Here is a 15,201-nt window from a genome sequence, read left to right on the forward strand (position 1 = left end):
TATCATAGCTAACTTAAAAAGCCTATTTTTGTCAAAAAGAGACCCTGATGACAAATAAAACAGTGCTGATTACTGGTGCATCCAAAGGTATTGGACGTGAGCTGGCAATAATTTTTGCCGAAAGGGGTTGTAACCTGTTGCTGGCTGCACGCAGTGAGCGGGAACTCAACGAACTGAAACTGTTGCTGGAGAAGGAATATGATGTGACGGTGCAGACTTTTTACAGTGATCTCTCCTTGCCCGATGCTGCACAACAGCTTTTTGAGGCGGTTAAATCACTGGAGATCGATGTTGACTACCTGGTGAACAATGCCGGATTTGGTGATTATGGTGCTTTTGCTGATACATACTGGGAGCGTTATGAAAAGATGATACAGCTCAACGTGACTGCACTCACCCAGCTCACCCATCTCTTCGTCACCCAGTGGCGTGGCCGTAAAGAAGGTAAGATCCTCAATGTCTCCTCAACCGCAGCCTTCCAGCCCGGTCCCATGATGGCGGTCTACTTCGCCAGTAAGGCTTTCGTGCTGAGCCTCTCTGAGGCAGTAGACAACGAATTGAGAGCCGAGGGGATCACTGTCACTGCCCTCTGTCCGGGACCCACCGCCACCCACTTTGGTGAAGAGTCCAAAATGAACGCCTCGCAGTTGGTCAAAAATGTGCAGATAGCCGATGCCCGTTCTGTAGCACTGATGGGTTATCGTGCCATGATGAAAGGGAAGCCGGTGGTGATTCACGGTGCCATGAACAAGATAGCTCCTTTTTTCATTCGTTTCATGCCCAGAAAATGGGTGACACGTCTCTCCGCACAGGTAATGAAGAAATAATTGATCAGGATGAAACCGATCGCCCATATCCGTTCCGATTTTTCTACCAAGTTCGGTATTCCCCGCCAAAGTGGTTTGATAGCTGAACTGAAAGGGGAAATTATCTTTGAACCGGAATATCGGAATCCGGAAGCCTTGAGGGGACTGGATCACTTCTCTCATATCTGGCTCATATGGGAATTTTCCGCCTCGAAGCGTGAAAAATGGTCGCCCACCGTCCGTCCCCCGCGGCTGGGTGGCAACAGGCGCATGGGTGTCTTCGCCACTCGTTCTCCTTTCCGGCCCAACCCCCTTGGCCTCTCATCGGTCAGGCTCGAGCATATTGAGTGGCATACAGAAGCAGGGCCGGTACTGCATGTGACAGGTGCCGATCTGATGGATGGCACTCCAATCTTTGATATCAAGCCTTATATTGCCTATAGCGACTCTCATGCGGATGCAACTGGAGGCTTTACAAGCAATGTTGCACGCTCCCGGTTGGAGGTGATGATACCCCCAGAGTGGTTGCAGAGGATTTCTCCCGCAAAACATCAGGTGCTCAGGGAAGTGCTGACCAACGATCCACGGCCATCCTATCAGGATGATGCGAATAGAATTTACGGACTGGCTTTTGCCGGGCTGGATGTGCGTTTCACCGTGTCGGACAAAGTGCTGACAGTGGTAGAAGTGGTTGAATTACAATAGGTCCTACAATAAGAGACACAGATGAGAGATCTCATTGGCATATGGCTGATGAGCTTATGCCTGCAGGCAGTCACTGCTCAGCATCCGCAGATACCTGCGGACAGCCTCCTGTTATTGTTCTCCCAAACAGAAGAAACCACACAAAAACACCGTTCCTTGTGGGACAAGGATATCTACGGTCCCCTCATGCTGGTGGACCCCGACAGTCGCGAGATTTTTGCCAACATGCCCGACAGTGAGGGATTGCTGCAATTCTCTGAGGGGGTTTATAGGGGAAACCTTCCTGAAGAGGTCCCACTGGCCAATACTGATTTTGAGTGGGGGGGGCGTCACTGGGCGATGATCCGTTTGCCGTTACCACCTGACAGGTATGACCGCCTGGAACTTTTTACACATGAACTTTTTCACGCTGCCCAGCCCTCGCTCGGTTTTCATTTCAGGCGCCAAGAAAACAGCCACCTTGATCGCAGGGAGGGACGCATCTATCTCCGTCTTGAGATGGAAGCATTGCGCCAAGCCCTGTTGACAGGCAGATATGCACGCTCTGAGGAACATCTGCGCAACGCCCTACTTTTTCGCCGATATCGTCACCAGCTCTACCGTGGTTCGGAGGCTGCAGAAAACCACCTCGAGCTGTTGGAGGGGTTGGCCACCTATACCGGCCAGATGATGAGTGGTCGCGACAAATGGGAGTGGCGCAACAATCTTGTCTCCCGACTTACTACATACAACCCATCCCTCTCCTTCGTGCGTACCTTCGCTTACGAAACAACCCCTGTCTATGGTTTTTTCCTGTATCAGAAAGAGAATGAGTGGAACAAACAGATTACGGGTGACAGCGACCTGACAGCATATTTCACAGAGGCTTTCGGGATGGATCAACGCATCATTCTTCAGAGTTATGTGAAACAGGTGGCGATGGAGTATGATGGCAGGCGGATTTTTGATGAAGAGATGAGACGGGAGCTCTCTAACAATACCCGTTTGGATATCTACCGGGAGAAGTTTCTGGATTCACCTCATCTGGAGATCCGGCTGGAGGAGATGGAACTGGCTTACGACCTGCATGGGGTGATTCCGCTGGATGAAGATGAGGGTACCGTATACCTCTCCATTCAGATCAGTGACCGATGGGGCATTCTTCGTGTGGAAGAGGCTGGGGCCCTGATGCGTTCCGACTGGCGCTGGGTAATTGTGACCCCTCCACTGGAGATTGAAGGAAACAGGGTGATTGGTGAGGGATGGACCCTTCAGTTGAACGATGGTTACTTTGTGGAGGAGACAGCCGGCGGAATCTATCTCATCTCCCGAAAACAATAACTCTTTTTTATTACTTTTGCACCCAATTTCAGATGCAACGTGATGAAGAAACTGATTCGTTTTTTTTGGAAAGTGGTGCTGTGGTTTGTGCTGCTCTCGGTCGCAGGAGTAGTTCTCTTCCGGTTTGTTCCAGTTCCCGGCACTCCCCTGATGGCTATTCGTTCAGTGCAGTCTCTCAGCAAGGGAGAGCGGCCGGTGGTTACCTATCGGTGGGTTCCCTATGATCAGATCTCTGATCACCTGAAACGAGCTGTGATCGCCTCCGAAGATCAACGCTTTTACACTCATCATGGTTTTGATCGCATCGAGATTGAAAAAGCAATCAAAGAAAATAAAACACGCAAGAAAGCCCGTGGTGCCAGCACCATCTCACAGCAGACTGCCAAGAACCTCTTTCTGTGGCCGCAATCGTCCTGGTTTCGCAAGGCGTTGGAGACCTGGTTCACTCTTCTGATGGAACTGTTGTGGTCCAAAGATCGCATCCTGGAGGTTTACCTGAATATCATGGAGACCGGGAAGGGGCTCTACGGTGCCGAGGCGGTTGCACGAAGCCATTTCAACAGCACCGCTTCAAAGCTCACCCCTCAACAGTCGGCGCTGATAGCGGCAACGCTCCCCAATCCGTTGCTATACAGTTCCCGCCAACCGGGTCCTTACATTCAAAGAAGACAAGGTCAGATCCTCCGTCAGATGCATACAATTCATCTTGTTGAGGATGGTGGTGAGAGGTAATCCACCTGTCCGCGAAATGATTTGCTGCAATCTGTTTGGCGATGAGCAAGAATTTCGTTATTTTTACGGTTCCATTCGGAGTACTTATGAACGAAGCTGAAAAGAGGGTTGTAGGGAAGATGATCGCCATCTACTGCCGGGGAAGGCATGGCTCCTCCGGTCAGCTATGCGGGGAATGTGAGAAGTTATACCGATACGCGGAACAACGGCTCGAGCATTGCCCCTTTGGTGAACAAAAACCCACCTGCGGTTCATGCACCGTGCACTGTTACAAGAGCGACATGCGGCAGCAGATTCGTGAGGTGATGCGAATGGCCGGCCCGCGCATGCTGCTGTTGCATCCGATAGACACCCTCCGCCATTTTCACAGAGAGCATCAGAGAAACCGTAGATACGCTCGGGGAGCGAAAATAAGTAAAAATGAGACAGGTGAAACAGCTTAGTTACGATAGCATCATGGCCGATGTGTTGGCAGAGCACAATGAGTTGATACCTGTCCTTAACCGGTTCGGAATCTGTCTCGGCGTGGGCAATCAGACATTGCTGTCATTGTGTGAGGCACATGACCTGAACCCTGAATTCATCCTTACCGTCCTGAACGTTTACCTCGACGACTCCTACATGCCAGATGGCGTGTTGCAATTGTTCGACACCGGTCTGATTGCCGATTACTTCCATCGTACGATGGAGAACTACATCAACGTGTTGGTTCCCAACATCGAGAAGCACCTCAACGCCTTCATAGCCCTAAGTGGCAGTGAAAACCGTGAACTGGGCATGCTGCGTAGTCTATTCCTTCAGTTCAGTGAAAGGATGACCGGTTACCTGCAACGGATGGCCAATGACGATGATGATGACTTGCCCGATGACCTGTTACATGACCTGAAAAGCATCCTGATCAAGCATCTCGCACAGGAGTATAACCAGAACCTCGCTTACGCCACTATCTTCTCGGTACACTCACTGGAAAAGGATCTGGCAGCACACAATAGGCTGCGCAACAGGGTGCTCCGGCCCAAACTGAATGAACTTGATCATATCGGAATGAGTGAGCTGCGGCAGTCAATTGCCGAGGAACACAACCATTCACGCAATAGTTATGCGGATCGCTCGCTCACCAACCGTGAGACTGAGATTCTGCGGCTGATCGTGCAGGGTCGCACCAGCAAGGAGATCGCCGAGGAGCTGGTAATCAGCCATAACACGGTGCTCACCCACCGCAAGAACATCATCGCCAAGACGGGAATCAAAACGGTCTCCGGCCTCACCTTCTACTGCATAAGGAACGGGTTGATCTCTTTGTAACGATACTCCTCCCTAAAACAATAATTTATATGTCACATCCTACTTTTTTTCGTCTTCCCGAAACCAATTACGGAGAAGTCCTGGAACATACATACGATATCGCCCTCCTTCCCTGGGGAGCCATCGAACCGCATAACTATCACCTGCCCTACCTGACCGATGCCATCCTCACATACGAGATCGCGGTCGATTGTGCCTCCAATGCCTTTGAACAGGGGGTCACCTGCATGGTGATGCCGCCAGTATGGCTCGGTTCACAGAATCCTGGCCAATGGAACAAACCCTTCTGCATACACACACGCAGTGAAACACAGCTGGCAATCCTCACCGATATCGTCACTTCTCTGCATGGTCTGGGGTTCCGCAAGTTGGTAATCCTCAATGGTCACGGTGGCAATAGTTTCAAACCCTACGTGCGCGACCTGGCCATGCGCTATCCCGATTTCACCATCGTCGTGGTGGACTGGTGGACCACAGTGCCCACCGCCGGTTATTTTGAAGAGCAACCCGATGAACATGCCGGGGAGCAGGAGACCTCGGTGATGCTCCATTACCATCCGGAGTTGGTAGATATGGCAAAGGCGGGTGATGGTAAGGTCGCTCCCTGCCGTATTGCCGGTGTCGACAACAAAACAGGATGGATGCCGAGGAACTGGGATGAGGTGTCGGCAGATACAGGCATCGGTAACCCCAGGAAATCGACAGCCGAAAAGGGAAGCCGCTATGTGCAGGCAGTGGTGGAGAAGATCACCTCCCTGCTGGTCGACCTGAAACTTGACAGATAGGGGAAAGGATATGTTGTATCTGTGGCAATAAAGGGCTCAAACACTTTTAAAAGAGCACAAAATGTCCTACTTTTGTCCCTTGAATTCCGGGGCGATTTAAAGTCATGGAAGTGAAGCAGACAAGCATCAGAAAAAACCTCAAAATAATCATTAAGTAGTAAAGTATGAGCAAAGAGAGAGAAAAACTTATCACCGATTTCCCACCGGTTTCCACCCAGGAATGGATGGATGTCGTCACCAAAGACCTGAAAGGTGCCGACTTCCAGAAGAGACTGGTTTGGAAAACCAATGAAGGGTTTCAAGTGAACCCCTTCTACCGTGCCGAAGATGTGGAAGGAATGGCCGCGCTGGAGAACCTGCCGGGTCAGTTTCCCTACGTGCGGGGCACAAAGAAGGAGAATGTATGGTATGTGCGTCAGAACATCGACGTGCAGGATTTCGCCGAAGCCAACCGGAAAGCAATCACACTGATCGGTAAGGGGGTAACCGCCCTGGGATTCTACCTTCCCGATGAAGGCCTCACCGCGGAGAAGATCGCGACACTGCTAAAAGGCATCGCTCCCGACAAGGTGGAGCTCAACTTCAACACATGCATCTCCCATACCCGTATGCTGGCCCGTCTGGTGGTCGATTATGTGACTGCACAGAAGTTGGATGTGATGCAGTGCTTCGGCTCCATCGAGCACGACCCCTTCCGGAAGATTCTGAAGCTGGGTGTCGATGAATCCAACTGGCTGGACCAGGCGGTGGAGATGGTACAGATCACCGCACCGCTACCCCGTTACAAGGCACTGGTCGTCACCGGCGAACTGCTGAACAATGCAGGGGCCTATGGCTATCAGGAGCTTGGTTACAGCCTATCCTACGGCAACCAGTTGCTCTCGAAGCTGATCGAGAAGGGAGTGGATCCCTCGCTGGCAGCCAAGAAGATCAAATTCGACCTGGGTGTCGGCTCCAACTACTTCATGGAGATTGCCAAGTTCCGCGCTGCCCGCTGGCTCTGGGCCGAGATCGTGAATGCCTACCGCCCAACCTGCGCGCACGACTGTGACAACAAGGCTGCCGACGGCACCTGCCGCTGCGCCGCCAAGATGAATATACATGCCATCACCTCGCGCTTCAACCAGTCGCTCTACGACCCCTACGTGAACCTGCTGCGCACCCAGACAGAGGCCATGTCGGCCACCATCGGTGCAGTTGACTCGCTCACGGTGCGTCCTTTCGACGAAGCTTTCGAGACGCCTACCGCCTTTGCCGAACGAATCGCCGTGAACCAGCAGCTGCTGCTCAAGGAGGAGTCGCACTTCGATAAGGTGACCGATCCCTCTTCCGGCTCCTATTACATTGAGACGCTCACCGCCTCGCTGGCGGAGCAAGCCTGGAAACTGTTCCTCGAAACAGAGGAAAAGGGCTTCTACGAAGCACTCAAGGCAGGCAGCGTGCAGGATGCCATCAACGCTTCTGCCGAGAGCCGTTTCGGTGCCGCCGCCAGCCGCAAGGAGATCCTGCTGGGCACCAACCAGTATCCCAACGCTAAGGAAACCATGGCCGGGAAGATCGAAGAGAAAGAGAAACATGGCTGTGGCTGCAACCACAAGAACGAACAGACACCGTTGAAGAAGCTCAACAGCGGCAGGCTTGCCGATCCCTTCAACGAGCTGCGTCTGGCCACCGAACGGAGCGGTAAAACACCGAAGGTGTTCATGCTTACCATCGGCAACCTGGCCATGCGCCTTGCGCGCTCGCAGTTCTCCGGCAACTTCTTCGCCTGTGCCGGTTACGAGCTGATCGACAACCTCGGCTTCAAGACCGTGGCCGAAGGGGTGCAGGCAGCACGCGAAAAGAAAGCCGACGTGGTGGTGCTCTGCTCAAGCGATGAGGAGTATGCAACCTATGCACCGGAGGCGTTCGACCTGCTGAAGGATGGCTCCGAGCTGTTCGTCGTGGCTGGTGCTCCCGCCTGCATGGACGACCTGAAGTCCCATGGCATTGAACACTTCATTCACGTGCGAAGCAACGTGCTGGAGACCCTCCAGATGTTTAATGACAAACTATTATAAATTCGATCCGGTTCTCTGAATCGGGCAGCGACAATAAAAACAATGGACGGAGATGGAAAAGTGATTAATTGGATCAAGGTAGCTCACCCCTGGGCCATCCCGGCATCGGCTTCACCGGCGCTGGTAGGCTTCTCATACGTTTTTTATCTTTCCCAAACGGGGGATATTGAGGGTGTGAACTGGCGCTTCGGCCTGCTTGGGATCCTGGGAGCCATCATCTTCCATCTTGCCGGCAACCTGATCAGTGAGTACCACGATTACGTGAGTGGTGTGGATATCAAGGAAAAGACCGGTCCCGAGCGGTTGATCGTGAAGGGACTCTTCAAACCCAAAACAGTATTGTATTACGGTTATGTGGTTTTGACCGTTGGCATCCTCCTGGGCATCTACCTGCTGGTACATACCGGTCTGCCCATGCTGGCATTCGGGTTCATCGGGATCATCAGCTCCACCCTCTACTATCGATTCAAGTATGTGGCGCTGGGTGACCTGATCATCTTCATCAGCTACGGCATGGCCATCGCCCTGGGGGTGGCCTACGTGATGAGTCAACAACTCATCTGGCCGACCCTCCTAGTGGTAGCCCCCACGGGGCTACTGGTGGTGGCAATCCTGCATGCCAACAACACGCGCGACATGCTGCAGGACAAGGCAGCCGGCATCCGCACACAGGCCATGCGCTTGGGGGTGGAAGGCTCACAGGTGGTCTACCAGACCATCCTGCTGCTGGCCTACATGCTGGTCGCACTCGCGGTGCTGCTTGGGATACTGGCTCCCCTGTCGTTCGTGACGCTGTTGAGCTTCCCGTTGGCAATGCGGAACATCAAGCTGATGAAGAAAGCAACGATTGAGGATTTGGGTATCATCCGATTTCTTGATACCGACACCGCCAAGTTGGTGCTGATCTTCAGCCTGCTGCTCGTCGCCGCAAATTTTGTCGCTCCCTTTATATAAAGAATCAAATCAAACAACCTACAGCTATGCAACCAAATTTTAAAGATATTGACATTCAGAACGATGGTTTCTATACCGTCGACGTGAAGGAGTGGGCCGAGAAGAATGAGGTCAAGGCCGACTGGCTTACACCCGAGCAGATTCCTGTGAAGCCGGTCTACACGAAGGAGGACCTCGAAGGGATGGAGCATCTCAACTATGCTGCCGGTGTGGCTCCCTATTTGCGTGGACCCTATTCCACTATGTACGTGATGCGTCCCTGGACCATCCGCCAGTATGCCGGCTTCTCCACCGCCGAGGAATCGAACGCTTTCTATCGCCGAAACCTCGCTGCAGGTCAGAAAGGGCTTTCGGTAGCCTTCGACCTCCCCACGCATCGTGGCTACGATGCCGACAACGAGCGTGTGGTGGGCGATGTCGGCAAGGCCGGCGTTTCCATCTGCTCGGTAGAGGACATGAAGATCCTCTTCGATGGCATTCCCCTCAACAAGATGTCGGTCTCGATGACCATGAACGGAGCCGTGCTGCCCGTCCTTGCCTTCTACATTGTTGCAGCCCAGGAACAGGGTGCGAAGCTCGAAGAGATGGCCGGAACCATCCAGAACGACATCCTCAAGGAGTTCATGGTGCGCAACACCTACATCTACCCGCCCAAGTTCTCGATGAAGATCATCGCCGACATTTTCGAGTTCACCTCACAGAAGATGCCCAAGTTCAACTCCATCTCCATCTCCGGCTACCACATGCAGGAGGCGGGAGCCACTGCCGATATCGAGCTGGCCTACACGCTGGCCGACGGTATTGAGTACCTGCGTGCCGGCATCGATGCCGGCATCGACGTGGATGCCTTCGCACCCCGTCTCTCCTTCTTCTGGGCCATCGGTATGAACCACTTCATGGAGATCGCCAAGATGCGTGCCGCCCGTCTGTTGTGGGCCAAGATCGTGAAGAGCTTCGGCGCGAAGAACCCCAAGTCGATGGCGCTGCGCACCCACTCGCAGACCTCCGGCTGGTCGCTCACCGAACAGGATCCCTTCAACAACGTGGGACGTACCTGCGTAGAGGCGATGGCAGCAGCCCTGGGTCACACCCAGTCGCTCCACACCAACGCGCTGGATGAGGCAATCGCGCTGCCGACCGATTTCTCGGCCCGCATTGCCCGCAACACCCAGATTTACATCCAGGAGGAGACCCAAATCACCCGCCAGGTAGATCCCTGGGCCGGTTCCTACTACGTGGAGTCGCTCACCCAGGAGCTGGTGGACAAGGCATGGGAACACATCCAGGAGATCGAGAAGCTGGGCGGTATGGCCAAGGCCATCGAAACCGGCATCCCCAAGATGCGCATCGAGGAGGCGGCAGCCCGCACCCAGGCACGCATCGACTCCGGTTTGCAGGCCATCATCGGTGTGAACCGTTATCGTCTCGACAAGGAGGATCCGATCGATATCCTTGATATCGACAACACGGAAGTGCGCAAGCAACAGGTGGAACGGCTCAACAGCCTCCGTGCCGGTCGCGACAACGCCGTGGTAGAGAAGGCACTAGAGGCCATCACTCGTTGCGTGGAGAGTGGCCAGGGTAATCTGTTGGAGCTCTCGGTGGAGGCTGCCCGCGTTCGCGCCACGCTGGGTGAGATCTCCGATGCATGTGAGAAGGTGGTAGGACGTTACAACGCAGTAATCAGAACAATTGCAGGAGTGTATTCATCAGAATCAAAAGCAGATGCCACGCTGGAACAGGCGCGTGCGCTGACCGACCAGTTCGCCCATAAGGAAGGGCGCAGACCCCGTATCATGGTTGCCAAGATGGGCCAGGACGGACACGACCGCGGTGCCAAAGTAGTCGCCACAGGCTATGCCGACTGTGGTTTTGACGTGGATATGGGACCCCTGTTTCAGACACCCGCCGAGGCAGCCCGTCAGGCAGTGGAGAACGACGTCCATGTGTTGGGTGTCTCCTCGCTCGCTGCCGGACACAAGACCCTCGTGCCGCAGGTGGTGGCAGAGTTGCAACGTCTCGGCCGTCCCGATATCGTGGTGATTGCCGGTGGGGTGATTCCCGCACAGGATTATGACTATCTCTACAAGGCTGGAGTGGCGGCCATCTTCGGCCCCGGCAGCTCGGTGACCAAGTCGGCTTGTGACATCATGCACATCTTGATGGAGGAGTAAAGGCTAACGCTTGGTTATACTTTTTATTCCGCTTTCGGTACGATCAGGAGTAGATTGTGCCGGAAGCGGTTTTTTTCACTTTCAACAGGACCCAAATAACTCGGTCTTAGACCTCCCGTATCAATCACAAATTTCTGGAAAACAATCCCCGGGTCAATTGCCCATATTTTTAAAACATGTTTTCCTGGTAGCTCCACATCGTGTGATGAAACCTTTATTTTTATGTGGTCTCCTACCGATTTTGTCCACCAACCTGCATATTTATAATCTGGAACTGTTTCGCCTTCATTCATGTTGATTATTTGAGGTTTCTCGTTGTCGATCGCGATGGCATATTTCAACCCTCCTTGATTTTTGAAATCCTGGGTTGGTGAAAGGTAGGCCTCAACTTTAAAATCTCCGGAACTGAATGATGTAAATTCATATTCAACTCTTGGCGAGTTCTCTAGGATCGATTGACTCTCAGCGGTAACCGGTTCAATAATGAGTGACGAGTTTGTTCGTCCAAGGTTTGGAACTACTGTCCAATGAATCTCTTTCTTGTCAATTTTTCTGGTGTAATGAGCCGCCTCGAATGCAATTACTCCTTCGTTTTCGATAAAGCCAGAGACTGCTGGTATCTCGTTTCGAATAGGTACCTGCACCCTATATTCCTTTCCGGCTCCGGAAATTAATATTTCTCCCGTAACCTCTCCTTTGGGGGCTTTGTTCCAATCAATGCTTACATATATTTTTTCATTGAACCTTGTAGAACCTGCTTCTGACGATAGTTTTATCCAATCTTCCCTGCCCTTGATCGTATATTGTAATTCATCCCGGCCACGGTTGACAATATCGATGTAATAATCCTGATTATTCTATAATATACCCCGTAATTTGTACCACTATCTAAGCAAATAAAAAAGCTTATATTTGTGTTATGAACAAGTCAAGAAGAAAACATTCAGCGGCTTTCAAGGCAGAGGTTGCATTAGCAGCCATCAAAGAACGGGAGACCCTATCTGAATTAAGTGCCCGTTATGGTATTCACCCCACTGTGATATCCACATGGAAAAATGAGTTTTTGAAACGTTCAGAAGAGTTATTCTCGAAGCATGGCCCCAAGAGTGAAGCTGACTTTGAGAAAGAGCGACAGGAGCTCTATGCGAAAATAGGAGAACTGGAGATGCAGCGAGACTGGTTAAAAAAAAAGTCGAAGCAGTTGGGCTTGGAATAATGGAACGACGTGACCTAGTTTCGAGAGATGATCGTTTAAGCCTACAGAGCCAATGTGATCTACTGGGAATCAGCAAATCCGGTCTTTACTATTTGCCAAAAGGAGAAAGTGATGAGAATCTTGAGATTATGAAGAAAATGGATAAGTACCATCATGATCATCCTACTTACGGAGTTCTGCAAATGCAAGACTACCTGTTCGCACTGGGTTTTATAGTGAATCACAAGCGAGTGAGACGCCTCATGCGTAAGGCCCAAATAATTGCTCAATATCCAAAGCGGAATTTGAGTAAGTTGGGACTGGTCGAGTACATTTATCCCTATCTGCTTCGTAATCTCAATATTGACCACCCAAATCAGGTCTGGGAGATTGACATAACGTACATACCCATGGACAAGGGCTTCATGTATTTAACGGCAATCATAGACGTGTACAGTCGTTTTATTGTTGGCTGGGGCCTTCATAACAGCCTGCATGGAGAAAACGTGCTTGAAGTACTTGAGGCAACAATACAAGAGCATGGTGTGCCTGAGATCGTCAACTCAGATCAGGGAAGTCAGTTTACCAGCCCGGCATGGGTAAACAAGCTTAATGAACTTGGAATCAGCATCAGCATGGATGGCCGTGGCAGAGCAACGGACAACATCTACATCGAACGGTTTTGGAGGACATTGAAACAGGATCATGTTTATCCGTTTCCGGCGGAAAACGGTACCACTCTTTGGAAAGGAATCAGGGGGTTTATGAATCATTACAACAAAATGAAAACCCACCAGGGAGTCGGAAGACGAACGCCGGAAAGTATTTTCAAGTTAAGCGCCTGACTTTTTTATTTGTAAACAAATATACATGTACCAAATGAGACATCAAGCTATAAATCCCTGACGGGTTTTTGAAAAAATCTCCACTCTTAAAAGAGTAGTATTTTTCCAAAAAAGCTTGACTTACTCATTTGTTTCAAGAAAGGTTGGTTTACAAATGAAAAAAACAGAAAGTATAAAAAAATGAGAGAATTATTTTAGTTTAAAAACCCTGCTTAGACGGTACAGAGAATAGGGAGTATTAAATTCAAAGGATCGAAAACAGGCATTCTATGACTGAAAGACCAATCTGCCTCCACGTCGAGCCAACCCCATTGAGGTGTGTCGCCATATTCAATAAAGTAACCCAGTTCGGCTGGTTCTGGAACCTGAACGTAGGATACGGCAGGCATTTTATTTAAGGGGGGGTGATTCCAATTGGTGTAACCAATATGTGTTTGCGACATCATATGTTTCCACTTACCATCCTCCAGCTCATGATATTTTTGGGAGAGCGCTGCATCTTTTTCAAACAACACTTTCACTTTATCGGCATAATAATTGGCAGAGGCAGCACCCCGAATAGCATAATACTCATTCTTGCCAGCTGCTACATACATTTCATTGAGGTTGGCACACAGTTCGATAGGGGAGTGAACCAATTGATAGTATGCAGATTTGTATTCCGCTGATAGCTGTTCATATATCGATGAGCTTTTGTTTAGTAGTTTCCTGAACTCTTCAACAATCCGATCAGCTTCTCTGTAATTCTCAATGCTATATGTGGTAGCAGTTAACATTTCGGGAGTTCGGCGTGCATTGTATTTGGTGTAAAGTGAAAGCATTTCGGCGATTTCATTTGCATGTTCGTTCCCAAATTGTTGCTTCGCCCATTTAACATAAAAGTCTGGTATATCTTCAGCTTGTATCGCTTCGGGATCCCATGCATAATCGAGGAAAAAACTGATGGGGAACTCCATGGGCTTGATATCGCCCACATTGACGATCCAAATTTCATCAACTCCATGCTCATAGGTGAGCTTCATTTGTTCCCATACTCTTTCAATCTGGGTTATGTTTAGCCAACGATAAGATATGGGAGCTCCCACGTAATCGAAATGGTAATACATTCCAAACTTTGAAGAGGCGTTACGTTCATTTTTCTTTGGGAGGTAACGAATATTTCCCCAGTTGTCGTCGCTAAATAGAACCGTGATGTCGTCATCAACCCGCATTCCCTTGTTGTAATAGTCCTGCACTTCTTTATAGATCGCCCATAGTTGGGGTGTCTCTTCGGCTGGTTTCCCGGTAACATCAGAAATAATGCTGCGCTGGTCAGCAATAATGTTTTGTAAAAGATCAACCGCCGTCTCTTCCGACATACCTTCATCACCATCCCCACGCATGCCAACCGTTACAATAGTTTCATGATTTCCTACCCTTTCAAAACCAGTGCGCCAGAATTTTTGTAATGTCTCTTTATTTGTTTTGTAATTCCATTCTCCACCGTCAAACACACTCCATTCGTTATGTGCCCTTGTCATCGGTTCGTGGTGTGATGTTCCCATCACAATTCCATATTCATCGGCTGTTTGCGGATTCAAGGGATCATCAACATAGAACATGGTAGGGAGCCACATGGAAGGCCATAAATAATTGGCTTTGTTTCTTAAAAGCAGTTCAAATATTTTTTCATAACATTGATGATTGATCCCCCCGAATTTTTCAACAGCCCAATTTCTGAATGCTGGAGATTCATCATTTATAAAAATACCACGGTATTTCACGGAAGGGCTGTTCGAAAGGTAGTGGCATTTTTCTATGTAAATTTCATCATGCTTCTCAACAGGAACATCAGCCCACCAATACCATGGAGAAACACCCATCTTATGCGAAAGTGTAAATACACCGTAGGCTGCTCCACGCCTGTCGCTGCCAACAATAACCAACGCTTGTGCAACACCCGGGAAAGGATTTTCTATTGTTTGGATGATGAATCGTTCCCACTGACCTTTCAGGTCGTCAATATTTAGTTTTTTCTCTTCTACTAGTTTATTAATCAATCGATTTCTTCCTGCCGTGGCAACGATTATTATATTGCTGCCCTGAAAGTTTTCTACATCAGAAACTAAGGGTCTTTTCCCCGAAACCATTTCAATGTCATTCGAAAGAAATGCTACAGACTTCTTGACTAAAATGTTTTCAGACCTGTCATAAACAATTTTCGCTGTTTCTCCTTTACTTGTTACTGTAAAATAACTGCTTAATTTGTCAACCTTAAACTCCACGTTTATTTGTGAGTAGGAGAGATGCGGTAAGAATAATAAGAGTAATAACGTGAGTT

14 protein-coding genes are annotated in these 15,201 nt (G+C 50.1%); 12 read left to right on the top strand and 2 right to left on the bottom strand.

The genetic code is table 11. The features are described 5' to 3' along the window. Positions 1-47 precede the first annotated feature (47 nt). From JS578_11675 to scpA, 10 genes are all read left to right on the top strand, one after another. The gene (locus JS578_11675) at positions 48-827 is read left to right on the top strand and encodes an SDR family oxidoreductase (protein QRX63501.1); all 780 of its coding nucleotides are present in this window, start codon (positions 48-50) and stop codon (positions 825-827) included. 3 nt (positions 828-830) lie between these two features. After that, positions 831-1,511 carry a tRNA (N6-threonylcarbamoyladenosine(37)-N6)-methyltransferase TrmO gene (tsaA, locus tag JS578_11680; GenBank protein ID QRX65010.1) on the top strand — a complete coding sequence of 227 codons (681 nt, stop codon included), beginning with the start codon at positions 831-833 and terminating at the stop codon, positions 1,509-1,511. A 21-nt stretch (positions 1,512-1,532) separates the two neighbouring features. Continuing rightward, positions 1,533-2,831, top strand: a complete 1,299-nt coding sequence (locus tag JS578_11685) for a hypothetical protein (GenBank protein ID QRX63502.1) — start codon at positions 1,533-1,535, stop codon at positions 2,829-2,831. Positions 2,832-2,873: 42 nt separating this feature from the next. Beyond that, positions 2,874-3,563, top strand: a complete 690-nt coding sequence (mtgA, locus tag JS578_11690; protein QRX63503.1) for a monofunctional biosynthetic peptidoglycan transglycosylase — start codon at positions 2,874-2,876, stop codon at positions 3,561-3,563. 86 nt (positions 3,564-3,649) lie between these two features. Further along, positions 3,650-4,006, top strand: a complete 357-nt coding sequence (locus tag JS578_11695; protein QRX63504.1) for a nitrous oxide-stimulated promoter family protein — start codon at positions 3,650-3,652, stop codon at positions 4,004-4,006. Next, on the top strand, positions 3,993-4,868 hold the full coding sequence (locus JS578_11700) for a LuxR family transcriptional regulator (protein ID QRX63505.1): 876 nt from the start codon (positions 3,993-3,995) through the stop codon (positions 4,866-4,868). Before JS578_11695 ends, JS578_11700 begins: the two co-directional genes overlap by 14 nt. Before the next feature lie 29 nt (positions 4,869-4,897). Then, positions 4,898-5,653 (top strand): creatininase family protein, encoded by a 756-nt coding sequence (locus JS578_11705; protein ID QRX63506.1) that lies wholly within the window; start codon positions 4,898-4,900, stop codon positions 5,651-5,653. 164 nt (positions 5,654-5,817) lie between these two features. Continuing rightward, a complete protein-coding gene (locus JS578_11710; GenBank protein QRX63507.1) occupies positions 5,818-7,713 on the top strand; it encodes a methylmalonyl-CoA mutase small subunit in 1,896 nt (631 codons plus the stop codon). Between the two features lie 42 nt (positions 7,714-7,755). Then, positions 7,756-8,667 carry a prenyltransferase gene (locus JS578_11715; GenBank protein QRX63508.1) on the top strand — a complete coding sequence of 304 codons (912 nt, stop codon included), beginning with the start codon at positions 7,756-7,758 and terminating at the stop codon, positions 8,665-8,667. 26 nt (positions 8,668-8,693) lie between these two features. Next, complete coding sequence (gene scpA, locus JS578_11720; protein QRX63509.1) at positions 8,694-10,841, top strand: methylmalonyl-CoA mutase; 2,148 nt, start codon at positions 8,694-8,696, stop codon at positions 10,839-10,841. 23 nt (positions 10,842-10,864) lie between these two features. Here the strand turns inward: scpA and JS578_11725 are convergent, their stop codons facing one another. Beyond that, the gene (locus tag JS578_11725) at positions 10,865-11,485 is read right to left on the bottom strand and encodes a hypothetical protein (protein QRX63510.1); all 621 of its coding nucleotides are present in this window, start codon (positions 11,483-11,485) and stop codon (positions 10,865-10,867) included. Positions 11,486-11,760: 275 nt separating this feature from the next. On the opposite strand from JS578_11725, the gene JS578_11730 reads away from it, so the two are divergent. Together JS578_11730 and JS578_11735 are read left to right on the top strand one after the other, a co-directional pair. After that, positions 11,761-12,057, top strand: a complete 297-nt coding sequence (locus JS578_11730) for a transposase (GenBank protein QRX63511.1) — start codon at positions 11,761-11,763, stop codon at positions 12,055-12,057. After that, positions 12,057-12,881 carry an IS3 family transposase gene (locus tag JS578_11735; GenBank protein ID QRX63512.1) on the top strand — a complete coding sequence of 275 codons (825 nt, stop codon included), beginning with the start codon at positions 12,057-12,059 and terminating at the stop codon, positions 12,879-12,881. The genes JS578_11730 and JS578_11735 overlap by 1 nt, the downstream gene beginning before the upstream one ends. A gap of 212 nt (positions 12,882-13,093) precedes the next feature. Here the strand turns inward: JS578_11735 and JS578_11740 are convergent, their stop codons facing one another. Beyond that, positions 13,094-15,145 (bottom strand): glycosyl hydrolase 115 family protein, encoded by a 2,052-nt coding sequence (locus tag JS578_11740; GenBank protein QRX63513.1) that lies wholly within the window; start codon positions 15,143-15,145, stop codon positions 13,094-13,096. Positions 15,146-15,201 lie beyond the last annotated feature (56 nt).

It is taken from the genome of Dysgonomonadaceae bacterium zrk40 (genome assembly GCA_016916535.1).
Lineage (GTDB): Bacteria > Bacteroidota > Bacteroidia > Bacteroidales > Dysgonomonadaceae > Proteiniphilum.

Excerpts from the sequence above, each read along its gene's own strand:
- JS578_11675 (QRX63501.1), top strand. The coding sequence starts at position 48 with ATGACAAATAAAACAGTGCTGATTACTGGTGCATCCAAAGGTATTGGA.
- JS578_11685 (QRX63502.1), top strand. The coding sequence starts at position 1,533 with ATGAGAGATCTCATTGGCATATGGCTGATGAGCTTATGCCTGCAGGCA.
- mtgA (QRX63503.1), top strand. The coding sequence starts at position 2,874 with ATGAAGAAACTGATTCGTTTTTTTTGGAAAGTGGTGCTGTGGTTTGTG.
- JS578_11695 (QRX63504.1), top strand. The coding sequence starts at position 3,650 with ATGAACGAAGCTGAAAAGAGGGTTGTAGGGAAGATGATCGCCATCTAC.
- JS578_11705 (QRX63506.1), top strand. The coding sequence starts at position 4,898 with ATGTCACATCCTACTTTTTTTCGTCTTCCCGAAACCAATTACGGAGAA.
- JS578_11710 (QRX63507.1), top strand. The coding sequence starts at position 5,818 with ATGAGCAAAGAGAGAGAAAAACTTATCACCGATTTCCCACCGGTTTCC.
- JS578_11715 (QRX63508.1), top strand. The coding sequence starts at position 7,756 with ATGGACGGAGATGGAAAAGTGATTAATTGGATCAAGGTAGCTCACCCC.
- scpA (QRX63509.1), top strand. The coding sequence starts at position 8,694 with ATGCAACCAAATTTTAAAGATATTGACATTCAGAACGATGGTTTCTAT.
- JS578_11730 (QRX63511.1), top strand. The coding sequence starts at position 11,761 with ATGAACAAGTCAAGAAGAAAACATTCAGCGGCTTTCAAGGCAGAGGTT.
- JS578_11735 (QRX63512.1), top strand. The coding sequence starts at position 12,057 with ATGGAACGACGTGACCTAGTTTCGAGAGATGATCGTTTAAGCCTACAG.